Origin of the sequence: Synechococcus sp. BDU 130192 (assembly GCF_963876085.1) — a bacterium.
GTDB lineage: Bacteria > Cyanobacteriota > Cyanobacteriia > Cyanobacteriales > MRBY01 > MRBY01.
Window position 1 is genome coordinate 1 of record NZ_CAWNNO010000060.1, and the last position, 18,637, is coordinate 18,637.

Here is an 18,637-nt window from a genome sequence, read left to right on the forward strand (position 1 = left end):
CCCATCACATCCTGAAGCACTTGAGAATGCACCGCTTGCAGAAAAGAATTAGTTTTCCTTGCGGCGGTCAAATTGCGCTTTTGACTGTAATAGGTCGGCTTTTCTGAATCCATTGGGTAAATAAATTCCCGCTGAATACTGCAAGCATTAACTGGGCACTTACGGGACTGAATCCAGTCACGACGCTCCGCCAAGGCGTAGTTATAGACGCGTTTGCACGTTGCCAGCCACTCCTCCATTGTGGAAGATTGATTGGCCGTTGGATAGGCTCTGTACTCGTAAGTGAGGTTAAGCATCAGGTTATTCTATCAGGTTCTAGGGAGCTTGTTGATTTCCCTAAGATTTGTTGTTTGTCTCCGCGTTGCTATGACTTACCGCTTCTTATCCCGACGCTGTAATTTTAATTCAGCGTCGGGCTTCCTCATGATTTAGCTAACGACTTCCGTTTCCAGACTATAAGATATCTCAGATGAAAACAGAGGTGGGCAATGTTACAAAATGCCCACCTCGCAGTTTCGTGTTTTGGAAGGGAATATCTAGCGCTTAATTTTGTCCTGCTGACTGATGAAAATCAAAAATGCGGTGGCAGGAATGACCACAACTAAGGTGCCAGCCAAGAGGCTATAGAAAAAGTTTGCCAAAGAGGGAGTCATAATGAGGGTTTCCTTAATGTGTTTAATAATTATTTGTTGATAATTTTGCCATACTCTCCGCCGAATCTTGCCATTGATGTTTAGAATCTCCCTGCCGCTGCCCCGAAATGTTCAGCCCAAGGCTTGGGGATTTGGTCTTTTTGGCCTGGCGATCGCCTTCAGTTTGATCGACGTTACCGTTCGGGGTGGAGCCCTATTTAATGGCCAGGGTTTAGGCACCCTTGGGCGATTTGTGGGGGCCGCTTTTCAGCCAAATTTAACAGTAGACTTTCTCCTCCTGACCTGCCAGGCAAGCCTGACCACCTTTGCCTATGCGATCTGCGGCACCTTTTTGAGTTTGGTGGTGGGTACTATCGGCGGGCTACTCAGTGCCAGGTTACTCTGGGAGACGATTTTTCCCCAAGGCAAGCAGTTGGGGGGTGGCATCCGATTGCTCTTGGCTGTACCCCGTTCGATCCATGAGGTGGTGTGGGGTCTGATTTTGATTAATATTTGGGGTCTAGATCCGGTGGTGGCCTTGGGGGCGATCGCCATTCCCTTTGGGGCGATTGTGGCGAAAATTTTTGCCGAAATCATTGATGAGACTCCCCGGGCCGCCTTTGAAGCCTTAATTTATAGCGGTGCCCCCACGGCCCAAGCTTTTCTCTATGGGATTTTGCCCCAGGCTTTGTTTAATTTGTTGTCCTACAGTTTTTATCGCTTTGAATGTTCCCTGCGTTCGGCGGCTGTGTTGGGCATTATTGGTGCTGGGGGCCTGGGCTATGAGATTTATTTAAGCCTACAATCCCTCCGCTACGAACAGCTTTGGACGTTGTTTTATGCCCTGATTGCGTTGAATGGGGTGGTGGATTGGGGGAGTCATTTTTTGCGGCAACGGCTGGATTGCACCAGTCGGTTTGACCTCAACAGCCACCGTTACAAATTGGGGGGACAGCGGCGGGATTGGCTCTTCGGTACGATGCTTTTCGGTAGTGGTTTAGTGGCTTGGGGATTTGGGTATATTCAGCCCGATTGGTCGCGACTCTGGTCTGGCCGGGGCCAAGACTTTTTGGGGGAAGTTATAACTCAACTCCAGACCGTCAGTTTCGATTTCGCCCAGGGAAAACAGTTAGCGATCCTGGGTCTACAGACTCTGGAGATGTCTATTTTGGCGATCGCCTTAGCTGGGGTGGGCGGATTCTTTCTGGCCTTTTTGGCAGCGAAAAATCAGCGGCCCATTTTCTGGGGACAACGGCTCTTAAGTCATTTGGTGCTTTTGGTCTGTCGCAGTATTCCGGCTCCCATCTGGGCATTGGTAGTGGTATTCGTGATGTTTCCGGGGACTTTGCCGGGGGCGATCGCCCTGGGGATTCATAACCTGGGCATTTTAGGCAGATTAATGGGCGAAGTAATTGAAAATGTTCCCCCTGCGCCCCTCAATGCTCTCCGGAACCTAGGCAGTAGCGAAGGCAATGTTTGGCTCTACGGTACGGTGCCTTTAACGCTGCCTAATTTTATTGCCTACAGTTTTTATCGTTGGGAAGTCTGTCTGCGGGAAACGGTCATTGTCGGCCTCGTGGGGGCGGGCGGCCTCGGACGACTTCTGATGGAACAATTGAGCAGTTTTAATTATGGTGGCGTCAGTCTGACCTTGCTTTGTTTCCTCTTGCTTACTTGGGGAGTTGATAGTTTTAGTGGCTTTTTACGACAACAGCCCCGTTAAATAAACTTGCTTTGGCGATCGCCGGGGTCTTTTGACAAGACTTTTTTTTTGAGCTTTACTTACAATGACATTTCAAGTCCATAGGCTGTTCTTGCGGTTATGTCCGATGTTGCCCCGTTAAATCTCCAGGATCTGCAAGCGGATCTCCAAACTCAACTTGAAGCAGAATATTTCCCCACAGACCCGATTCAGGTGCGTTGTCTCTTTAAGGAAGGTCTGTTGCTTGTCCTGGTACAACATCAAGCTCCGGCCCCGGCAGAGCTCCCGCCCCTTTTCCGGCTGATCCGCGATCGCCTCCAGGGTGATCCCCGCGTCCAAGGGCATCAAACCCTCATTTATTTGCGGATTACTGGGGCCAACGAACCCTATGCTTTCCACGCCCTCACCCAGTCTGAAGTCGAGCCTGTTTCCGATGGAGAACCTCCAGAAAGTGAACTGGACTCCCCTGAACAACCTGAATTTCCGGAAGATATTGACCTCGAAGCTACGGATGATCCTTTTCCGTCCGTGGGCAATGAGTTAGAAGAAGACTCGTTTGATACCGCCGTCCCAGAAGAAGAGCCGACGGATTCCAGCGGCGATTTTGAAGGGTTTACCACTGCTGACGGGGGGCTAGAAGAGTTTACCGAATCCTCTAATCGCCCTCGCAAAAAAGGCCCCCTAATCCTCGGTGCGAGTTTGTTGTTAGTCCTTGTGGGGGTAGCGGGCTATGGTTTGAGTCGTCCCTGTGTGATTGGTGCCTGTGCGCCCCTGACCACCGCCACACAACTGGCTGATCCAGCCCGATCGCTGTTTGCTGCTGGTGAAAATCCCTCTGGCCAAGCGATTCTCCAGGCCCAGGCTAATTTAGAAGAGGCGATCGCCACTTTAGAAACCGTGCCCCGTTGGTCGCCCCGGTATGGGGAAGTACAGACCCAAATCGCCGATTACCAGTCCCTCAATGGTAGCCTTGGTGATCTAATCACAGGCTTATCCCAGGGAGCAACGGCAGCCCAAATGGCTGAAAATCCGCCCTCTTCTGTGGCCCAATGGCAAGAGATTATTGAACAGTGGCAAACGGCGATCGCCACCTTAGACGCAATTCCAGCAGAGGATTTTTATTACGATTTTGCCCAGGCGAAACGGGCCAGTTACCAACAAAATTTAGAAGCTGTGGAACAACGGGTGCAACAACTCCAGGCCCAAGAATCCTCAGCCCCGGCTGCAGCGAGCAATTAGCGATCGCCCCTTAAAAAGCTAGGGGAGCAAGGGTATCGATGAGCGGGGCCGCCTTGAGGGTTTTGCCAATGTGATGCTCAAGGTACTGCCGTAACAGATGTTCAACCCGGAGCCAGGCTGTTTCTAGGGAAAATACTGTTTCCTGGGCTTGGGGCCACCGTTGCAGCTCCGGCAAATTACGGTTGGGCAGCATTTGTAAAATATCTAGTTCCAAAGCCGTCAGCCGTTGATCGGGACGAATGTTTCCCTGGCCCAGCACCATAATCCCCCCCAGATCGTGACTAAAGCCAATGCGCCACCGGGGATCAACAAAGTTGGGAGAAATAAGGGTTTGACTGCCCTGGCAATGTTGAACTTGGGGGGCAAAACCGGCGATCGCCAACAGATGAAATAGAGCTTGGGTTAGGTGGGCGATGATCTGGGTCACCCTGGCGCTGGGCTGAAATTCTAAAGCTTCGATGCGGCGCAGATGTTCCCGGAGCAATTCATATAATTCCGGCTGGGGGGTGTGGCTCACTGCGAGGTAATGGGTTACTTCTGCGAGGTATTGACCCACGGCTAATTTGGCAAAGTCATGTCTGAGGCCAGAATAGGAGGTGAGCATATCCGCCTGCTGAATCCGGTCTAGCGATCGCCCCCTGGTCAAAACAAATTCATTGACCACCAGTAATTCGGTGCGTCCCCGCAGGGCAGAACGGTGTTGACGCGCCCCTGGGGCTACGGCTTTTACCAACCCTTGTTCCGGCGATAGGATCGTTACCAGCCGATCCGCTTCACCGAGGGGGCTGCCTTTGAGAATGATGCCTGTGACTTTAAAAGACATACCGTATTTACCAAGTTGGATTGTCGCTCGCTTGTTCCCTTTCCTGCATAATCTTGATACTCCGGGAGGTGCCAAGGCGAGTTGCGCCTGCCTGGATTAAGGCGATCGCCTGGTCAACCGTTTTGATCCCTCCTGCTGCCTTGATCCCAATGCGCCCTTTGGTGATCCCATGGAGCAACTTTACATCAGCCACCGTTGCACCCCCGAACCAGCCCGTTGAGGTTTTGAGATAACTAACCCCTGCATCGAGGCAAATTTCTGCGGCAAGGCGTTTTTCGGTATCGGTTAGGAGAGCCGTTTCTAAAATGCCTTTGATGGGAACCTTAGTTAGTTCGACGATTTGCGCCACTTCCTGATAGAGCTTCTCCGATTCCCCCATTTTCACCAAGGCCAAATTAAGCATCACATCTAATTCCGTGGCGCCATTTTCTACCGCTTCCTGGGCTTCGTAGAGTTTGGTTGCGGTCGTATGGGCCCCTGCGGGAAAACCGACGACAGAACAAATCTGAATCGGTCGCTGGTGTAAGTAATCCCGGGCTGTTTTTATCGCCGTTGGGTAGAGACAGACCGCCGGAAAATCAAATTGGACTGCCGCCTCACAGCATTCTTTGACCTGGGCTGCGGTGGCTGCTGGGTGCAACAGAGAATGTTCGAGATACCGGGCTAAATCAATTTCGTTTGCGGGAATCGCCATGGTTTTTGGAAATGGTACTTCCTTTGATTGTGGCAGAAATTGTTCGGCTTCTGGGGCGTCTGTAGAAATTGTCTAGGCACAACATCCACAAAAAAATCCCCTGCCATCACAGGAGATTAATCAAGCAAGATAGTTCGGGAAAGGCACCAAGGCCGCGCAAGTTCGTTTGAGGGTTACTTGCCCCGTTTATCTCGGTCTTGACGACGGCGATCGCGCCATTCCACAAAGGTGAGGTAGGAGATCCCACCGCTGACCAATAGCAGCAAGGCAAGGGCTCCCAAAAAAAGAGAATTTAAAAAAATTGTTTCCACGATCCTAGAAACCGTTACGTGCCCAAACAACCATGGCGATCGACCAAGTGAACAGGGCCAATAGCGCGCCCCAACCTAGAGAAAGAACATCCATTTTTAATAACGCCTTGAAATTACTAAAGAGTGATCATCCCATATCTTATCCTGTCTTGAAACCTACCGAAACGTGACTCCCTGAATCCCCAGGGTGAAATTCAAGGCTAAATTGGCGATCTCCAAAAAAACCTCCCAGTTGTCCAGGAGGTTTTGAATTAAAGGATTATCGCCAGTTAAACAACGTGCGTCACTTAACTGGTGCGGCCCGCCAAGGTGCGGCGTTTGAAGACCATTTCGTAGGCTTCGATAATGTCCCCTTCTTTCCAGGTGCTAAATTTATCGACGCCAATCCCGCATTCATAGCCAGAATTGACTTCCCGGACATCCTCGCGGACACGCTTGAGGGAATCGAGGGAACCGTCATAGACGACGACATCACCCCGACGCACGCGGATCATCCGGTTACGAACGACCTTACCCGACTGGACATAACAGCCCGCAACGGAGCCACGCCCGACGGGGAAGACGGCCCGCACTTCGGCCCGACCTAGGGGTTCTTCGACTTCCTCTGGATCCAGGAGACCTTCCATCGCCCCTTGGATTTCTTCGAGGAAACGGTAGATCACGTTATATTCGCGGATATCAACCCCTTCTTGTTCGGCGGCCTGTCGCGCACCGGGAGCCAAGGTCGTGTTAAAGCCGATAATGATCGCCCCACTGGCGGCGGCAAGATCAACATCTGTTTCGCTGATTTCACCGGGAGCAGACAGCAAGACACGAATTTGGACTTCGTCCTGGGGCAGTTGTTGGAGGGAGCCGAGAATCGCCTCGACGGAACCCTGGACATCAGCCTTGAGCACCAAGTTGAGTTCCTTAAGTTCCCCTTCTTGGGCTTGGGCCGAGAGACTGCTAAGGCTGACCCGTCGGGAAGACATGGCCTGTTGGAGCCGAGATTGACGCTTCCCTTCGGCCCGTTCGTCGGCGATCGCCCGGGCTTCTTTTTCACTGGAGTAGACTTCAAATTCATCCCCAGCCGCTGGTACCTCACTTAAACCAAGGATTTCCACTGCAAAAGACGGTGTTGCATCCGTGACTTTTTCACCGCGATCGCTAATCATGGCGCGGATTTTACCCATCACCGATCCCGCCACAATGATGTCACCAACCCGTAGGGTTCCGTTCTGTACTAACAGAGTCGCTACCGGGCCGCGAGCGCGATCCAAGTGGGCTTCAATGATTGTGCCTCTCGCCAGACGATCTGGGTTCGCCGAGAGTTCTTCAATCTCAGAGACGAGCAGAATCATTTCCAGGAGAGTATCTAGGTTTTCTCCCTTCAGGGCACTGACGGGCACCATAATGGTTTCGCCGCCCCACTCCTCAGGCACTAAGCCCTGTTCTGAGAGTTCCTGCTTGACGCGATCCGGTTCTGCGCCGAGTTTATCCATTTTGTTGATCGCCACAACGATGGGCACTTTGGCCGCTTGGGCGTGGCGGATTGCCTCTAGGGTCTGGGGACGGACACCGTCATCAGCGGCGACAACGAGGATAGCAATATCTGTCACCTTTGCACCCCGGGCCCGCATGGCCGTAAAGGCTTCGTGACCAGGAGTATCGAGGAAAACAATTTGACCGGGTTTCCCGTTGTGTTCGATGTCCACGTGGTAAGCACCAATGTGCTGGGTAATTCCCCCGGCTTCCCCTTGGGCCACCTTAGTCTCGCGGATGGAGTCCAGGAGGGTAGTTTTACCGTGGTCAACGTGACCCATGATGGTGACAACCGGAGGACGATGTTGGAGGTGTTCGAGGTCGGCCACATCCAGCATTTCTGTGGATTTTTCAGCCGCTGATTTCACCTCTGGGGCAATGACTTTCACGTCAAATTCCTCGGCCACCATCTGGGCGGTGTCATAGTCTAGGGTTTGGGTGATGTTGATCGCGATCCCCTTACTGAAGAGGCGACGGATAATGTCTGTTTCAGCGATGCAGAGGATATCTGCCATTTCCCGGAGGGTCATGGTTTCTGTGAGGGTGATCTCCGCTGGTGGTGTTTTCACATCAGGGCGATCGCGCCGTTGTTCTTTCTGAGATTGACCACTGCCACCACTGCCAGATCGTTTCGCCGCTGGTTTCTTCGGTTTTGAAGGTGATGGCTTGCTTGGGGAAGGAGATGATGAAGCACTCTTCGGTTTGGGGGGACGGGCAATGGACAAGCTGACAGAAGGCACTTCGGCATTGTTGTTTGTGGTTGTGCCAAAGTCATCGTCATCGTCATCAATGACAACGGGGCGACGCTTGAGTTTGCTGGTTTTTGTCTTCTTGCTTTCGGATTCGTCCTCTTCCTCATCTTCCCAGACTTTACGTTTGCTGGGTTTCGGGCCAATGGCTTTTTTGGGTTTTGCGGCGGGGCGCTTAGGAGGAGCAAGAAGGACTTCTGGGGTTGCGTCATCATCCCCTTCGACATTGTTGGTATCGGGTTCTTCGTCAAGCTCAGGTTCAATCGCTTGAACGGGGGCGGGCTTTTTACTGACGGTGCCAACAATTTGCGGTTTTGGCCGTAATTTTGGTGCTTTGGCCGGGGCTTCGGCGGTATTTTTCGAGAGGGATTTGGCCCTCACATCGGCTTGGGTTGCCCCACTGTTTGTTTCTGCCGTTGCAGGACTGGCATCGGGCGTCTTGGGAGCAGATGATTTGGGGGTTGGCCGAGGCGGCGGCCCCATGAGCTTGGGTTTCGGGGCAGCGGGGGCTGCTGGTTCTGCTTTGGGGGAAGTTGTCTTGGCCACTGGCTCGGCTTTGGCTCCATTGTTGGTCGGAGACTCTTCTGGTTGTGCAGGTGTCTCTTTTCCTCGACTCGGAGGAGACTGCAATTTCGGACGTTCAAGCTTTTTGGCTGTTGGGGTTGGTTGATTTGCGTCGGCTGATTCTGATTTACTAGCCTGGGGTTTTGCGCCCTGGGGCTGGTGCTGGACGGAGAGAATTTCTTGTTTTTTCTTTCTCTGGGGCCGCTGGGCCTTGGGGGCTTGGGGGCGCTTTTGTGTGGCGATCGCCCGGATTTTATCAGCTTCTTCTGTCGTGATGGTGCTACTGTGACTCTTCACATCAATGGAGAGCTGGCCACAGAATTCTAAAATGTCTTTGTTTTCGAGATCTAGTTCCTTTGAAAGTTCGTAAATTCTAACTTTTTCGTTATTCATCCAATAATGTCCTTAACTACTAGTCGTACAAATTGAGGGTGAGTGAGGGATAGGTGGGTTTAATGTGGATTGTGGGATCTAAATCCAACGGGGATTAGCGGCAATGATGAATGGAAAGGCCTCCGGGCTTGCTAGAGTTCAACAATAAAAAGAAGGTTTAATCTGAGTAATTTCAGGGATGATTTTAAATAGCATCGCGCGTCCATAATGGCTTGAGGAGTGGCGATTGTTAGAGCTTTAATTGAGAGAATTTAAGCGTTCTTTTAGGGTTTGATAAATCTCAGGGGAGACGTTCTTTTTGAGCGATCGCCCGAGCCGATCTTTGCGCTGGGCCATTTCTAGACAATGGTGACATTGACAGAGATAGGCGGAACGCCCCATGCCCCGATCTAATTGTACCTGCTGGGATGGATAGACTCGAACCACCCGCCAAAGAGATTGTTTTGGGGCAAGTTTGCGGCAGGCAACACAGCGGCGTAGATTTGGCTCCATGGCAATGGTTGAAATGGCGATCGCCTTTTACATCAAAATTCCCCCCGGAATCTAAGCGTCCGTTGGCGTGGCCTCTTCTTCTAAAGGTTCTGTTTCAGCTTGATCCGGCAGCACAGCAGTTTCCGACGCCATTTCACTGGGGGGGACTGTCTCTTGTTCAGCGAGGGCAGCCTGTTCTGCCTCGTACTTAGCACTATCTTTAATATCAATTTTCCAGCCCGTCAAGCGTGCGGCCAAACGCACATTTTGTCCCTCCTTACCAATGGCAAGGCTCAGTTGGTTTTCGGGAACTAATACCGTGGCCTGTCGCTCTTCCGCATCAACCAAGATTACCCCATCGACCCGTGCTGGGCTCAGGGCATTGGCAATGTAAGTCGCTGGATCCGGTGACCAACGGATCACATCAATTTTTTCGCCCCGCAGTTCATTCACCACGGCTTGGATACGTGATCCCCGTGCCCCAATACAAGCACCGACAGGGTCAACATCGCGCTCTAGGGTATCCACGGCAATTTTTGTGCGGGGGCCAACATAACGACCAGGGGGATTCGCCTCCCGGGCAACGGCCACAATCCGCACAATTTCTTCTTCAATTTCTGGGACTTCGTTGGCAAATAGATATACCACTAAATCTGCGGCGGCGCGGGAAACGACCAACTGGGGGCCACGGTGGGAGCCTTCTTTGACGTGCTTTAAATAGACTTTATAGGTGGTATTGGCTCGGTAATTATCGTTGGGGAGCTGCTCCCGTCTGGGTAATTCGGCTTCGGTTTCTGGTTGACCAAAGGCGCTAGTAACCGCCATCACCACAAAGTTCCGCTCAAAACGGAGGACACGGGCCTGGAGGACTTCTCCTTCTAGTTCTTGGAATTCTTCTTGGACGAGCTTTCGTTGCTGATCCCGTAATTTTTGGAGCAGCACTTGCTTGGTTTGAATCGCGGCCATTCGCCCAAAATCACTCTGTTCGGGGGTGACGTCTAGGATTACGGAATCACCAAGTTGGGCTTCATTGGCGACTTCTTGGACTTCTTGTAGGGCAATTTGATGATCGGAGTTTTCCACTTCTTCGACAATCACCTTGGTGGCTAATACCCGAAAGCCTTCGTCTTCGAGGTCTAGTTCGACTTCAAAGTTATCGAAGTAGTCTTCGGCGAAGGGGGTAGCTTGGTTGAGCGTTAGGGAACGACGATAGCGCTCATAACCTTTGAGCAGGGCTTCTCGGAGGGCTTCATGGACGGCACTTTGGGGTAAATTGTGGCGATCGCTGATTTCTTCAACGAGGGCGCTTAAACCAGTGAGACTAACAAGGGACATAGAAATTTACGGATAGAAAAAATCGATAAATGAACAAAGCTAGGGGCAGTTTGTAGGGCAACTAGGGTTGGTCATCTAGTTGTACTTTGGCGACTAGTTCCCGGGGAATGGCGATCACCTTACCTTTGAGATTGAGGTGAATGGCGGTTTCATCCCGTTCTTTCAGGGTGCCAGACCATTCTTTTTGATCCTTGTAGGGAGCATAGGTTTTCACCCGGACAGGAAAGCCCCGGAAGGCAATAAATTCCCGATCCGTGGTGAGGTTACGGTCAGTGCCAGGGCTAGAAACTTCCAACACATAGGCTCCGGGGATAATATTTTGGGCTTCCAGTTGGGGATCGAGCAGGCGACTAAAGCGCTCGCAATCTTCCAGGCCAGTGTCTTGGGAGAGATTCCGCACATCAATTCTGAGGACTGGTGGTTTTTTATTCGTCTGGAACACCACATCCACCACTTCCAAGCCCAACTCTGCAGCAATGGGTTCGGCACAGGTTACGATTCGGGGTACGAGGGGATGAGCCATGGGGAAATCTAGACAACAAAAAAAGCGGGTCAGGCCCACTTCAGGATTTTTTGATCGGGGTGGTATAGATAAAAAAATTTTCATCTATCTCCAAATAGTCTAACATTCGCCCGTCACAATGACATAGCTTGGGGCGATCGCCCCCGGTAACAAGTGTTTATTTCTCTGGATTTGTTTCCCCAATTCGTCAGGAGATTTTCTAGGGGGCATCCAAATCTCCCGCTTCAATGTAAAATAATAGACTGTAAATTTTTGAAACCACTTGTGTAAATTTGGGTTTGGAGGCTTCTTTGGTAGAAAGATTTCTTTTAAAGGTACTTTGGTTAGATAAAGACGTGGCGATCGCCGTGGATCAAGTTGTTGGGAAAGGCACCAGTCCTTTGACCGCCTATTTCTTTTGGCCCCGTAACGACGCTTGGCAACAATTAAAAGACGAACTAGAAGCGAAGCACTGGATTTCTGAGGCAGAGCGCATCGAAGTGCTCAACCAAGCCACAGAAGTTATCAATTACTGGCAAGAACATGGCAAAAAGACCAGTATGGCTGAAGCCCAGGCAAAATTCCCTGAAGTGGCCTTTAGCGGCAGTAACTAAAGTCAATTGCCCCTGTACTTGTCTTAAATGTAATCACTATCTAAGTTTTTACGATTGTTATTTTGTAATTAATTTCTATAAAAAAATGGGCAGCCCTAGAGCTGCCTTTTTATTGCAAAATTTTTTGGCCCTGGGGCGACACATTGCCTATGCCATGCCACCAGCCGCCATGTAGCGGGCCCGGGTCCGCTTGAGTTCTTTGCGGGCATCAAGGATTGCTTTACGATCTGCCGCATTGACTTGATCAAGTTGTGCCTTTGCACTTTCAAAGGCCTTGCGGGCTTCTTCAAGATCGATGTCTTGACCTTTGGCTGCAGTGTTAACCAGCACCTTCACTTCATTAGCTTCTACCTCAGCAAAGCCATCGGTAATTGCGATGTTCTCCCAACCACTGGTCCGGACGCGAATGACGCCGGATTCGAGGGCTGTGAGGAGGGGCGCGTGGCCCGACAAAATACCGATTTGACCAGAACTACTGGGGAGGATGACTTCTTCGACACTGTCATCCAGTACCGTCCGGTCTGGGGTGATCACTCGTACTTTTAAAGCCATTTGCTTAAATCTAATTCAAAAAATAAGGAAAATTCTGACGTTCAAGGTCAGCACCCCGCAGAACGGTAGCACTGACCTGATGTCTTAGGCGAAGCAGGGTTTAGCCTTGCTCTTTGAGCTTCTTACCTTTGGCGATCGCCTCTTCGATGTTGCCAACGAGGTAGAACGCCTGCTCAGGTAGATCATCTAATTCACCAGAGAGGATGCGCTTGAAGCCTTCAATGGTTTCTTCGAGGGTCACATACTTACCAGGAGAACCGGTAAATACTTCTGCCACGAAGAAAGGCTGAGACAAGAAACGCTCAATCTTCCGGGCCCGGTCTACGGTCAGACGGTCTTCTTCAGAAAGTTCGTCCAAACCAAGAATTGCGATGATGTCCTGGAGTTCCTTATAGCGCTGGAGGGTAGACTGTACCGCACGCGCCGTGTTGTAGTGGTCTTCGCCCACGATGCTGGGCTGAAGCATTGTACTGGTGGAATCGAGGGGGTCCACAGCAGGATAAATCCCTTTAGACGCCAAAGCACGGGAAAGTACAGTAGTACCGTCGAGGTGAGCGAAGGTGGTTGCCGGAGCAGGGTCAGTCAAGTCATCCGCAGGGACATAAACTGCCTGGATCGAGGTGATAGAACCTTCCTTGGTGGAGGTAATGCGCTCTTGGAGATCCCCAACGTCAGTACCGAGGGTGGGCTGATAACCTACCGCAGAAGGCATCCGACCGAGCAGTGCCGATACTTCAGAACCAGCCTGGACAAAGCGGAAGATGTTGTCAACGAAGAGAAGTACGTCCTGCTTGTTTACATCACGGAAATATTCCGCCATGGTCAAACCAGACAGACCAACCCGCATCCGGGCTCCGGGGGGCTCGTTCATCTGACCGTACACAAGGGCGATCTTGGAATCGTTGAGGTTATCGGGGTTGATAACGCCAGATTCAATCATTTCGTTGTAGAGGTCATTCCCTTCACGGGTCCGTTCCCCTACACCGGCGAATACAGACACACCACCGTGGTTGGTGGCGATGTTGTTGATCAGCTCCATCATGATGACGGTTTTACCAACACCAGCACCACCAAAGAGACCAATTTTCCCACCACGACGGTAGGGAGTAAGAAGGTCAACAACTTTAATGCCCGTTTCAAACACAGAAGGAGCCGTGTCGAGTTCGGTCAGCTTAGGAGCAGGGCGGTGGATCGGGGAGGTTTCTTCTGCGCCAACTTCGCCTTTTTCGTCTACGGGTTCACCGAGGACGTTGAAAATCCGACCGAGGGTTTTCTTCCCTACAGGAACGCTGATGGGGGCACCAGTGTCGAGGATATCCATGCCGCGAACGAGACCGTCGGTGGAGCTCATGGCAACGGCCCGGACTTGGTTGTCGCCGAGCAACTGTTGAACTTCACAGGTGAGGTTGATTTCTTGGCCGTAGGGGTTTTTGCCTTGGATTTTTAGAGCGTTATAAATCCGAGGCATTTTGCCACTGGGGAACTCTGCGTCAATGACAGGGCCAATGATCTGAGTGATTTTACCTAAAGTTTTTTCTTGTGTAGCTACCATGCTTCTCTATTATCGATTGGTTTCGCTCTAGGCCAAATGCTGGCTTTGTTCCTAAAGTTTTAACCAAATGTAAAAATTTGCCATACTCAGGGTACCATCTCTTGGGATCAAGTAAACAAGATTCGACAGAGGGCCAGGGAGCTTGATCTATAAGGCTTAAACCGGGGCGAGGGGGGATTGTTTCGGCAGGCCGATCGCCCTAGGGAATTGGGGGGCTGTGGCCTGTTTTTTCTCGATGTAGAGACAGGTGCGCTGGCCCTGGGTGATTGGGGTTGTAAATTGCTGTACGGCTAGGAGTTGACCACCACATTGGGCGATCGCCCCTTGGAGTTGTTCTGTTTCGGCCTCAGACCATTGACCCCGATAGAGAACCGCGAGGCCGCCAATTTTGAGTAGGGGCAAGAGATATTCCACACAGAGGGAGGCTTTACCCACGGCGCGGATCGTCGCGATGTCATAGCTTTCCCGGTATTTTGGGTCTTGACCCAGGGTTTCAGCCCGGTCAGCGATGCCAAGGGTGTTCAGTTGGAGGGTTTGGCTCAGTTCAACGAGGAAATTAATTTTTTTGCGGGTGGCATCGAGCAGGGTAATTTGCCACTCAGGAAAGGCGATCGCCAAGGGAATGCCGGGAAAGCCGCCCCCAGTGCCCACATCGATGACTTTTTGGGGCTGGGTTAAACGCTCCGCCAATACGTCTAGTTTCAAAGCGGCGTAGGAATCCCACAAATGTTTTTCCCAAAAGTCTTCCGGAGACGTGATTCGGGTCAGATTCAGCCGCTGGTTGCCGTCGCAAATGCCGTGGTAAAGGGCAGCAAGGGCCGGATAGTGGGAGGAATCGGGTTGCCAAAGGTGAGGATCGGCATAGCGCTGGCATAGGTCGCGAAATAGGGCTTCGATGTCGTTCATGGTTTCAAGAAAAAATAAAGCCTAGATTGGGATCAACGGGGAATTTGGAGGCGTTGGTAAGCGGTGACGAGACTGTGGCGATCGCCCACATTGCCAGGAAACAGTACCACAGGTAACTGGGGAAATTGCGGGTGATCATGCTCCGTTTGCACGAGGCAACAACCAGGGATAATTTGGCCGAGCAACTGAATCGCCGGAACCCGCAAACCTTTTTGGAGTAGCGCATTGGTGGTGTTACCTCCTTTACTAATCACAAAGCCGAGATCTGCGGGCAACTGGGCAAAAATTTTAAGGAATAGAGCCGTGATATTTTTACCAAATCCAAGGTTATGTTGGGCTTGGTCGCTGGCCGCCACTTGCCGACTGGTAAAGAGTACGGGGGTTTGTCCGGCCTGACGAATTTTTTGGATCTGCTCCAGACTTGTCACTGCTAGTTGATCACGACCTGGGGATGTTTGGCACAGCTCTACGTCGATTTCAACGCCGACAACGCCTGCTAATTGCAGCAATTCCGCGAGTTGTACAGTGGTTTTTTGCGTATGGGAGCCGACGATAATCAGGCCGGGTTGGGGCGATCGCCGCACGGTAAAACTTTCTTCTGGGGGAATCGGTTGGGGGCCAAGATCGGCGAGGGAAGTCAGCAAACTGGCGGCACTGCGAAAGAGAAACTTTTTACCCTGGTGAATCGCGTGAAATAGCGCCGGAACTAGACGATCAAAATCGGCTTGTTCTTCACCGTCGAGGACAACGTATTTTCCATTCTGTAAACTACAAAAATAGTTCTGGAGATTTCCTGGGAGCTTCTCTGGACTCAGGCAATCCACTTGATTCGCTGTCACTGCGCCCTGGGTTTTCGTCGCAATAAAATCAGGTAAAAAACTGTCCTGAAAACCAAAGAGGCGATCGCCCGCAAATTCTGTCTCAGCCACGGGGATCAAGCGTTCATTTTCCTGGACATAGTGAATGCCGTTGCGGGTAATGCGGCCCCCCTCAAAAAATGCTGGGGCAAAAAAACAAGCATCAAACGGCCCTAATACGTTGGCGATCGCCTCAGTTTCTGCCGGGAAATGGCCCCTCAAGGTGGAATCCGAGCGACTGACGATCAGATATTCCTGGATATTTTCCTGGGTCAGGGCAATTTTGAGATTCCGACAAACTGCTGTGGTGGTGGCGATCGCCTCTGGTTCTGTCAAAGCGCGGGTATTCGCCAAAATAAAAATAATGGGGGCAGTATTCCGTAAACCCAACCGCAGCGTGTCCACATCCCAACGCAATAGTAATGGACAACTATGCACCGTTTGGGAGCCCGTCGGGTCATCATCAAGCACAATAATTTTTGCTGTCATGGTCACTTTCTCCCAGAAACCATGGAGACCGGATCGGCGATCGCGTTTGTCTGGGGCACCAGGGCCAAGGCTTGCTCAATAATTTCTCGTCCCACCGTCGTTCCTCGACCCTCCTCCGTGATAAACCGTTTCCAGGCTTTGGTGCCGGGCTGGCCTAAAAACAGCGACAACATGTGACGACTAATGCTGTGGAGTTTCACCCCGGCTTTTGTGGCACGTTCAATGTAAGGCAACATCTCCTCAACAATTTCATGGCGGCTTTTGGGCTGTACCGCTTCCCCGTAGATATCGCGGTCCACCGTCGCAAACAGATAGGGGTTGTCATAGGCTGCCCGCCCCACCATGACCGCATCCACTTGGGTTAAATGGGTTTGAATTTGTTCTAGCGTCGTAATGCCGCCATTGATCTCGATCCAGAGGTGAGGAAAGTCTTGTTTTAACCGATAAACATCTGCATAACGTAAAGGTGGTACCGTGCGGTTTTCCTTTGGGCTTAAACCCTGTAGCCAGGCTTTGCGGGCATGAACGGAAAAGCGATCGCATCCGGTTGCCGAGACAATCTCGATAAAGCGGCAGAGGTCTGCGTAACTATCCTGTTCATCGACGCCAATGCGATGTTTTACTGTAACGGGAATATTGACTGCCCCCTGCATCGCCGCTACACAATCGGCCACCAACTCCGGCTGGGTCATTAAACAAGCCCCAAAATTGCCCTGTTGCACCCGCGGACTGGGACAGCCCACATTGAGATTAATTTCGTCGTAACCCCAGTCTTCGCCCACCTTGGCACATTCAGCTAGTTCCTTTGGGTTATCACCTCCCAACTGGAGGGAAATGGGATGTTCCGCCGCCTCAAAATCTAAAAGCTTGGGGCGATCGCCATGGATAATCGCCTGGGTGGTAATCATCTCTGTGTAGAGTAATGTCCGTCGGGTAATCTGGCGCATCAAGTAACGAAAATGGCGATCGGTGCGATCCATCATCGGCGCTACACTTAACAAATGGGGACAAACCACGGTATTGATCCTCTGCGACATAAACCAAAACGGATGAAGAAATATTCAACGGAAATTTCAGCCAATCCTAGAACAAAACAGAAACCAGCCAACAGGCTACAATGCGATGTATTCTCAACGCTAACTGATTTCTTTAGAGCAATGCCCCATGGCTGTTTTTGACGATATCCAATCTGCAGGAAAGGGAGAAGTGATGGTTTATGCTCCCTACTATCCAAAAAATAAACAAAAAACACTGCCCAAAGCCCTCGGACTATACCAGATCGGCTCCGTTGAGGGGAAACGGGTGATCGAAAAAGGAGAAAGTATCCCCTTTGTGGCCAGTTGGTATGTCTCTAAATTACCGTCGGAAATGACCAGTTGTCGCCTTCAATTTGCGGCCCAGGCGGATCTCAGTTACAGCGTGACATTACCAAACCACCAGTTCGTAGATTACCTCATTGATCTCTTAATTGGCTTTGGTCGTGACGGGGCCATTGACTTTCCTAAGGATTTTTATCGGGAGCTTCTGGGCCTAAAAAAAGAATAGCGTCCTGGTTTGCTCAGTCGCGAAATTCCGTTATTGTGGAGGCTAAAGAATGTGAGCTTCTAAAGGAGTAGTGGGTGTGACCAATTCAACCCAACATATCGTCGTTGCTTCTACCGAACCCTACAGTGGGAAATCTGCTGTGCTACTTGGGTTGGTACAGAGCCTTAAGCAAAAAGGCATCTCTGTGGCCTACAGTAAGCCCATCGGTACAGTTTGGCATGACGAGCAGAATGGGCGTTTCACCCGCATCGAAGATGATCTCCGGTTCCTTGGGGAAGCCTTTGGTCTTAAGGAAACGGAAGTGCGATCGCCGGTACTTTTTCTGGATGAGGCAACGGTGGCCCAGCGACTTACGGGTCAAGACCAAACCGATTATCCTCAAAAACTCAAGGATGATCTAGGGGCGATCGCCAGTGACATTACCTTTATCGAAGCCCCCAAAAGTCTCTGGGAAGGGAGTTTATTTAACCTCTCTGCCGGAGAAATTGCGGCGACCCTAGGGGCCAAAATCCTCTTGGTCATCCCCTACCACCACAAGCTTTTAGTTGATAGTTTGTTGACAATTTATCGGTTCCTGGGCGATCGCCTTATGGGAGTGGTGATTAACAAAATTCCCCCCGAAGCCCTCGAAACCGCCGAAACCCAAATTAAGCCCTTCTTGGCCCAGCGGGGCATTGATGTCTATGGCCTTGTCCCCGCCGACCGGATCCTCCGGAGTGTAACGGTGCGGGAATTGGTGAAACGCCTCAATGCGGAAGTTCTTTGTCGGGCTAATCGCCTAGATCTGATGGTCGAAAGTCTCACCATTGGCGCGATGAACGTTAACTCTGCCTTGAAATATTTCCGGCAACGACAAAATATGGCGGTGGTCACTGGGGGCGATCGCACTGATCTGCAACTGGCAGCCCTAGAAACCTCCACCCAATGTCTGATCCTGACAGGCCATGTCGCCCCCCAAGAAATTATTCTCAACCGCGCCGAAGACCTAGAAATCCCAATTCTGTCGGTGGACTATGACACCCTGACCACCGTCGAAATCATCGACCAAGCCTTTAACCATGTGCGCCTCCAGGAGCCGATTAAAGTAGAAGTGGCCCAGACCCTATTCCAAAAGCATTTTGACTTCGAGCGTTTCTTAGCCCAGATGCCCTTTCCCGTTGCCTAGAACCTTTGCCAACGCTTATGC

General features: G+C 51.3%; 20 protein-coding genes. 5 read left to right on the forward strand and 15 right to left on the reverse strand.

The genetic code is table 11. The annotated features are described in order from the left end of the window. Both AACT35_RS13530 and psbX read right to left on the reverse strand, forming a co-directional pair. Positions 1–296: helix-turn-helix domain-containing protein (locus AACT35_RS13530; protein ID WP_158227947.1), on the reverse strand; the 296-nt coding region annotated here is incomplete at its 3' end. Between the two features lie 240 nt (positions 297–536). Further along, on the reverse strand, positions 537–653 hold the full coding sequence (gene psbX / locus AACT35_RS13535; RefSeq protein ID WP_030005983.1) for a photosystem II reaction center X protein: 117 nt from the start codon (positions 651–653) through the stop codon (positions 537–539). A 76-nt stretch (positions 654–729) separates the two neighbouring features. Between psbX and AACT35_RS13540 the strand changes: the two genes are divergently transcribed. Together AACT35_RS13540 and AACT35_RS13545 are read left to right on the forward strand one after the other, a co-directional pair. Further along, a complete protein-coding gene (locus tag AACT35_RS13540) occupies positions 730–2,355 on the forward strand; it encodes a PhnE/PtxC family ABC transporter permease (RefSeq protein WP_254047943.1) in 1,626 nt (541 codons plus the stop codon). A 99-nt stretch (positions 2,356–2,454) separates the two neighbouring features. Continuing rightward, on the forward strand, positions 2,455–3,573 hold the full coding sequence (locus AACT35_RS13545) for a hypothetical protein (protein WP_099237824.1): 1,119 nt from the start codon (positions 2,455–2,457) through the stop codon (positions 3,571–3,573). 10 nt (positions 3,574–3,583) lie between these two features. Here AACT35_RS13545 and recO read toward each other — a convergent pair whose 3' ends face one another. The 8 genes from recO to rimP form a co-directional block, all read right to left on the reverse strand. Then, positions 3,584–4,396, reverse strand: a complete 813-nt coding sequence (gene recO / locus AACT35_RS13550; RefSeq protein WP_099237826.1) for a DNA repair protein RecO — start codon at positions 4,394–4,396, stop codon at positions 3,584–3,586. 7 nt (positions 4,397–4,403) lie between these two features. After that, on the reverse strand, positions 4,404–5,090 hold the full coding sequence (gene deoC / locus AACT35_RS13555) for a deoxyribose-phosphate aldolase (protein ID WP_065710244.1): 687 nt from the start codon (positions 5,088–5,090) through the stop codon (positions 4,404–4,406). Positions 5,091–5,263: 173 nt separating this feature from the next. Beyond that, the gene (locus AACT35_RS13560; protein ID WP_168191133.1) at positions 5,264–5,401 is read right to left on the reverse strand and encodes a hypothetical protein; all 138 of its coding nucleotides are present in this window, start codon (positions 5,399–5,401) and stop codon (positions 5,264–5,266) included. 4 nt (positions 5,402–5,405) lie between these two features. Continuing rightward, complete coding sequence (petN, locus tag AACT35_RS13565) at positions 5,406–5,495, reverse strand: cytochrome b6-f complex subunit PetN (protein WP_071819460.1); 90 nt, start codon at positions 5,493–5,495, stop codon at positions 5,406–5,408. Between the two features lie 193 nt (positions 5,496–5,688). After that, complete coding sequence (infB, locus tag AACT35_RS13570) at positions 5,689–8,628, reverse strand: translation initiation factor IF-2 (RefSeq protein WP_099237828.1); 2,940 nt, start codon at positions 8,626–8,628, stop codon at positions 5,689–5,691. A gap of 237 nt (positions 8,629–8,865) precedes the next feature. Next, a complete protein-coding gene (locus tag AACT35_RS13575; protein ID WP_012306383.1) occupies positions 8,866–9,120 on the reverse strand; it encodes a YlxR family protein in 255 nt (84 codons plus the stop codon). 51 nt (positions 9,121–9,171) lie between these two features. Beyond that, positions 9,172–10,434, reverse strand: a complete 1,263-nt coding sequence (gene nusA, locus AACT35_RS13580) for a transcription termination factor NusA (RefSeq protein WP_099237830.1) — start codon at positions 10,432–10,434, stop codon at positions 9,172–9,174. A gap of 61 nt (positions 10,435–10,495) precedes the next feature. Next, on the reverse strand, positions 10,496–10,957 hold the full coding sequence (gene rimP / locus AACT35_RS13585; protein WP_099238021.1) for a ribosome maturation factor RimP: 462 nt from the start codon (positions 10,955–10,957) through the stop codon (positions 10,496–10,498). A gap of 290 nt (positions 10,958–11,247) precedes the next feature. Here rimP and AACT35_RS13590 point away from each other — a divergent pair, with 290 nt between their 5' ends. Then, entirely contained in the window at positions 11,248–11,550 is a 303-nt protein-coding gene (locus AACT35_RS13590; protein ID WP_012306380.1) for a 30S ribosomal protein PSRP-3, read from the forward strand. Positions 11,551–11,697: 147 nt separating this feature from the next. Here AACT35_RS13590 and atpC read toward each other — a convergent pair whose 3' ends face one another. From atpC to dusA, 5 genes are all read right to left on the reverse strand, one after another. Further along, the gene (gene atpC / locus AACT35_RS13595) at positions 11,698–12,102 is read right to left on the reverse strand and encodes an ATP synthase F1 subunit epsilon (RefSeq protein ID WP_012306379.1); all 405 of its coding nucleotides are present in this window, start codon (positions 12,100–12,102) and stop codon (positions 11,698–11,700) included. Positions 12,103–12,202: 100 nt separating this feature from the next. After that, positions 12,203–13,654 carry a F0F1 ATP synthase subunit beta gene (atpD, locus tag AACT35_RS13600; protein ID WP_012306378.1) on the reverse strand — a complete coding sequence of 484 codons (1,452 nt, stop codon included), beginning with the start codon at positions 13,652–13,654 and terminating at the stop codon, positions 12,203–12,205. A gap of 156 nt (positions 13,655–13,810) precedes the next feature. Then, positions 13,811–14,560 carry a 16S rRNA (guanine(527)-N(7))-methyltransferase RsmG gene (rsmG, locus tag AACT35_RS13605; RefSeq protein WP_099237832.1) on the reverse strand — a complete coding sequence of 250 codons (750 nt, stop codon included), beginning with the start codon at positions 14,558–14,560 and terminating at the stop codon, positions 13,811–13,813. A 32-nt stretch (positions 14,561–14,592) separates the two neighbouring features. Next, complete coding sequence (locus tag AACT35_RS13610; protein WP_099237834.1) at positions 14,593–15,906, reverse strand: four-carbon acid sugar kinase family protein; 1,314 nt, start codon at positions 15,904–15,906, stop codon at positions 14,593–14,595. Positions 15,907–15,908: 2 nt separating this feature from the next. Next, positions 15,909–16,943 (reverse strand): tRNA dihydrouridine(20/20a) synthase DusA, encoded by a 1,035-nt coding sequence (gene dusA / locus AACT35_RS13615; protein WP_099237836.1) that lies wholly within the window; start codon positions 16,941–16,943, stop codon positions 15,909–15,911. 127 nt (positions 16,944–17,070) lie between these two features. On the opposite strand from dusA, the gene ebsA reads away from it, so the two are divergent. Both ebsA and AACT35_RS13625 read left to right on the forward strand, forming a co-directional pair. Next, positions 17,071–17,451 carry a type IV pilus biogenesis protein EbsA gene (ebsA, locus tag AACT35_RS13620; RefSeq protein WP_012306374.1) on the forward strand — a complete coding sequence of 127 codons (381 nt, stop codon included), beginning with the start codon at positions 17,071–17,073 and terminating at the stop codon, positions 17,449–17,451. A 76-nt stretch (positions 17,452–17,527) separates the two neighbouring features. Continuing rightward, positions 17,528–18,616 carry a phosphotransacetylase family protein gene (locus tag AACT35_RS13625; protein ID WP_012306373.1) on the forward strand — a complete coding sequence of 363 codons (1,089 nt, stop codon included), beginning with the start codon at positions 17,528–17,530 and terminating at the stop codon, positions 18,614–18,616. Positions 18,617–18,637: the final 21 nt, after the last annotated feature.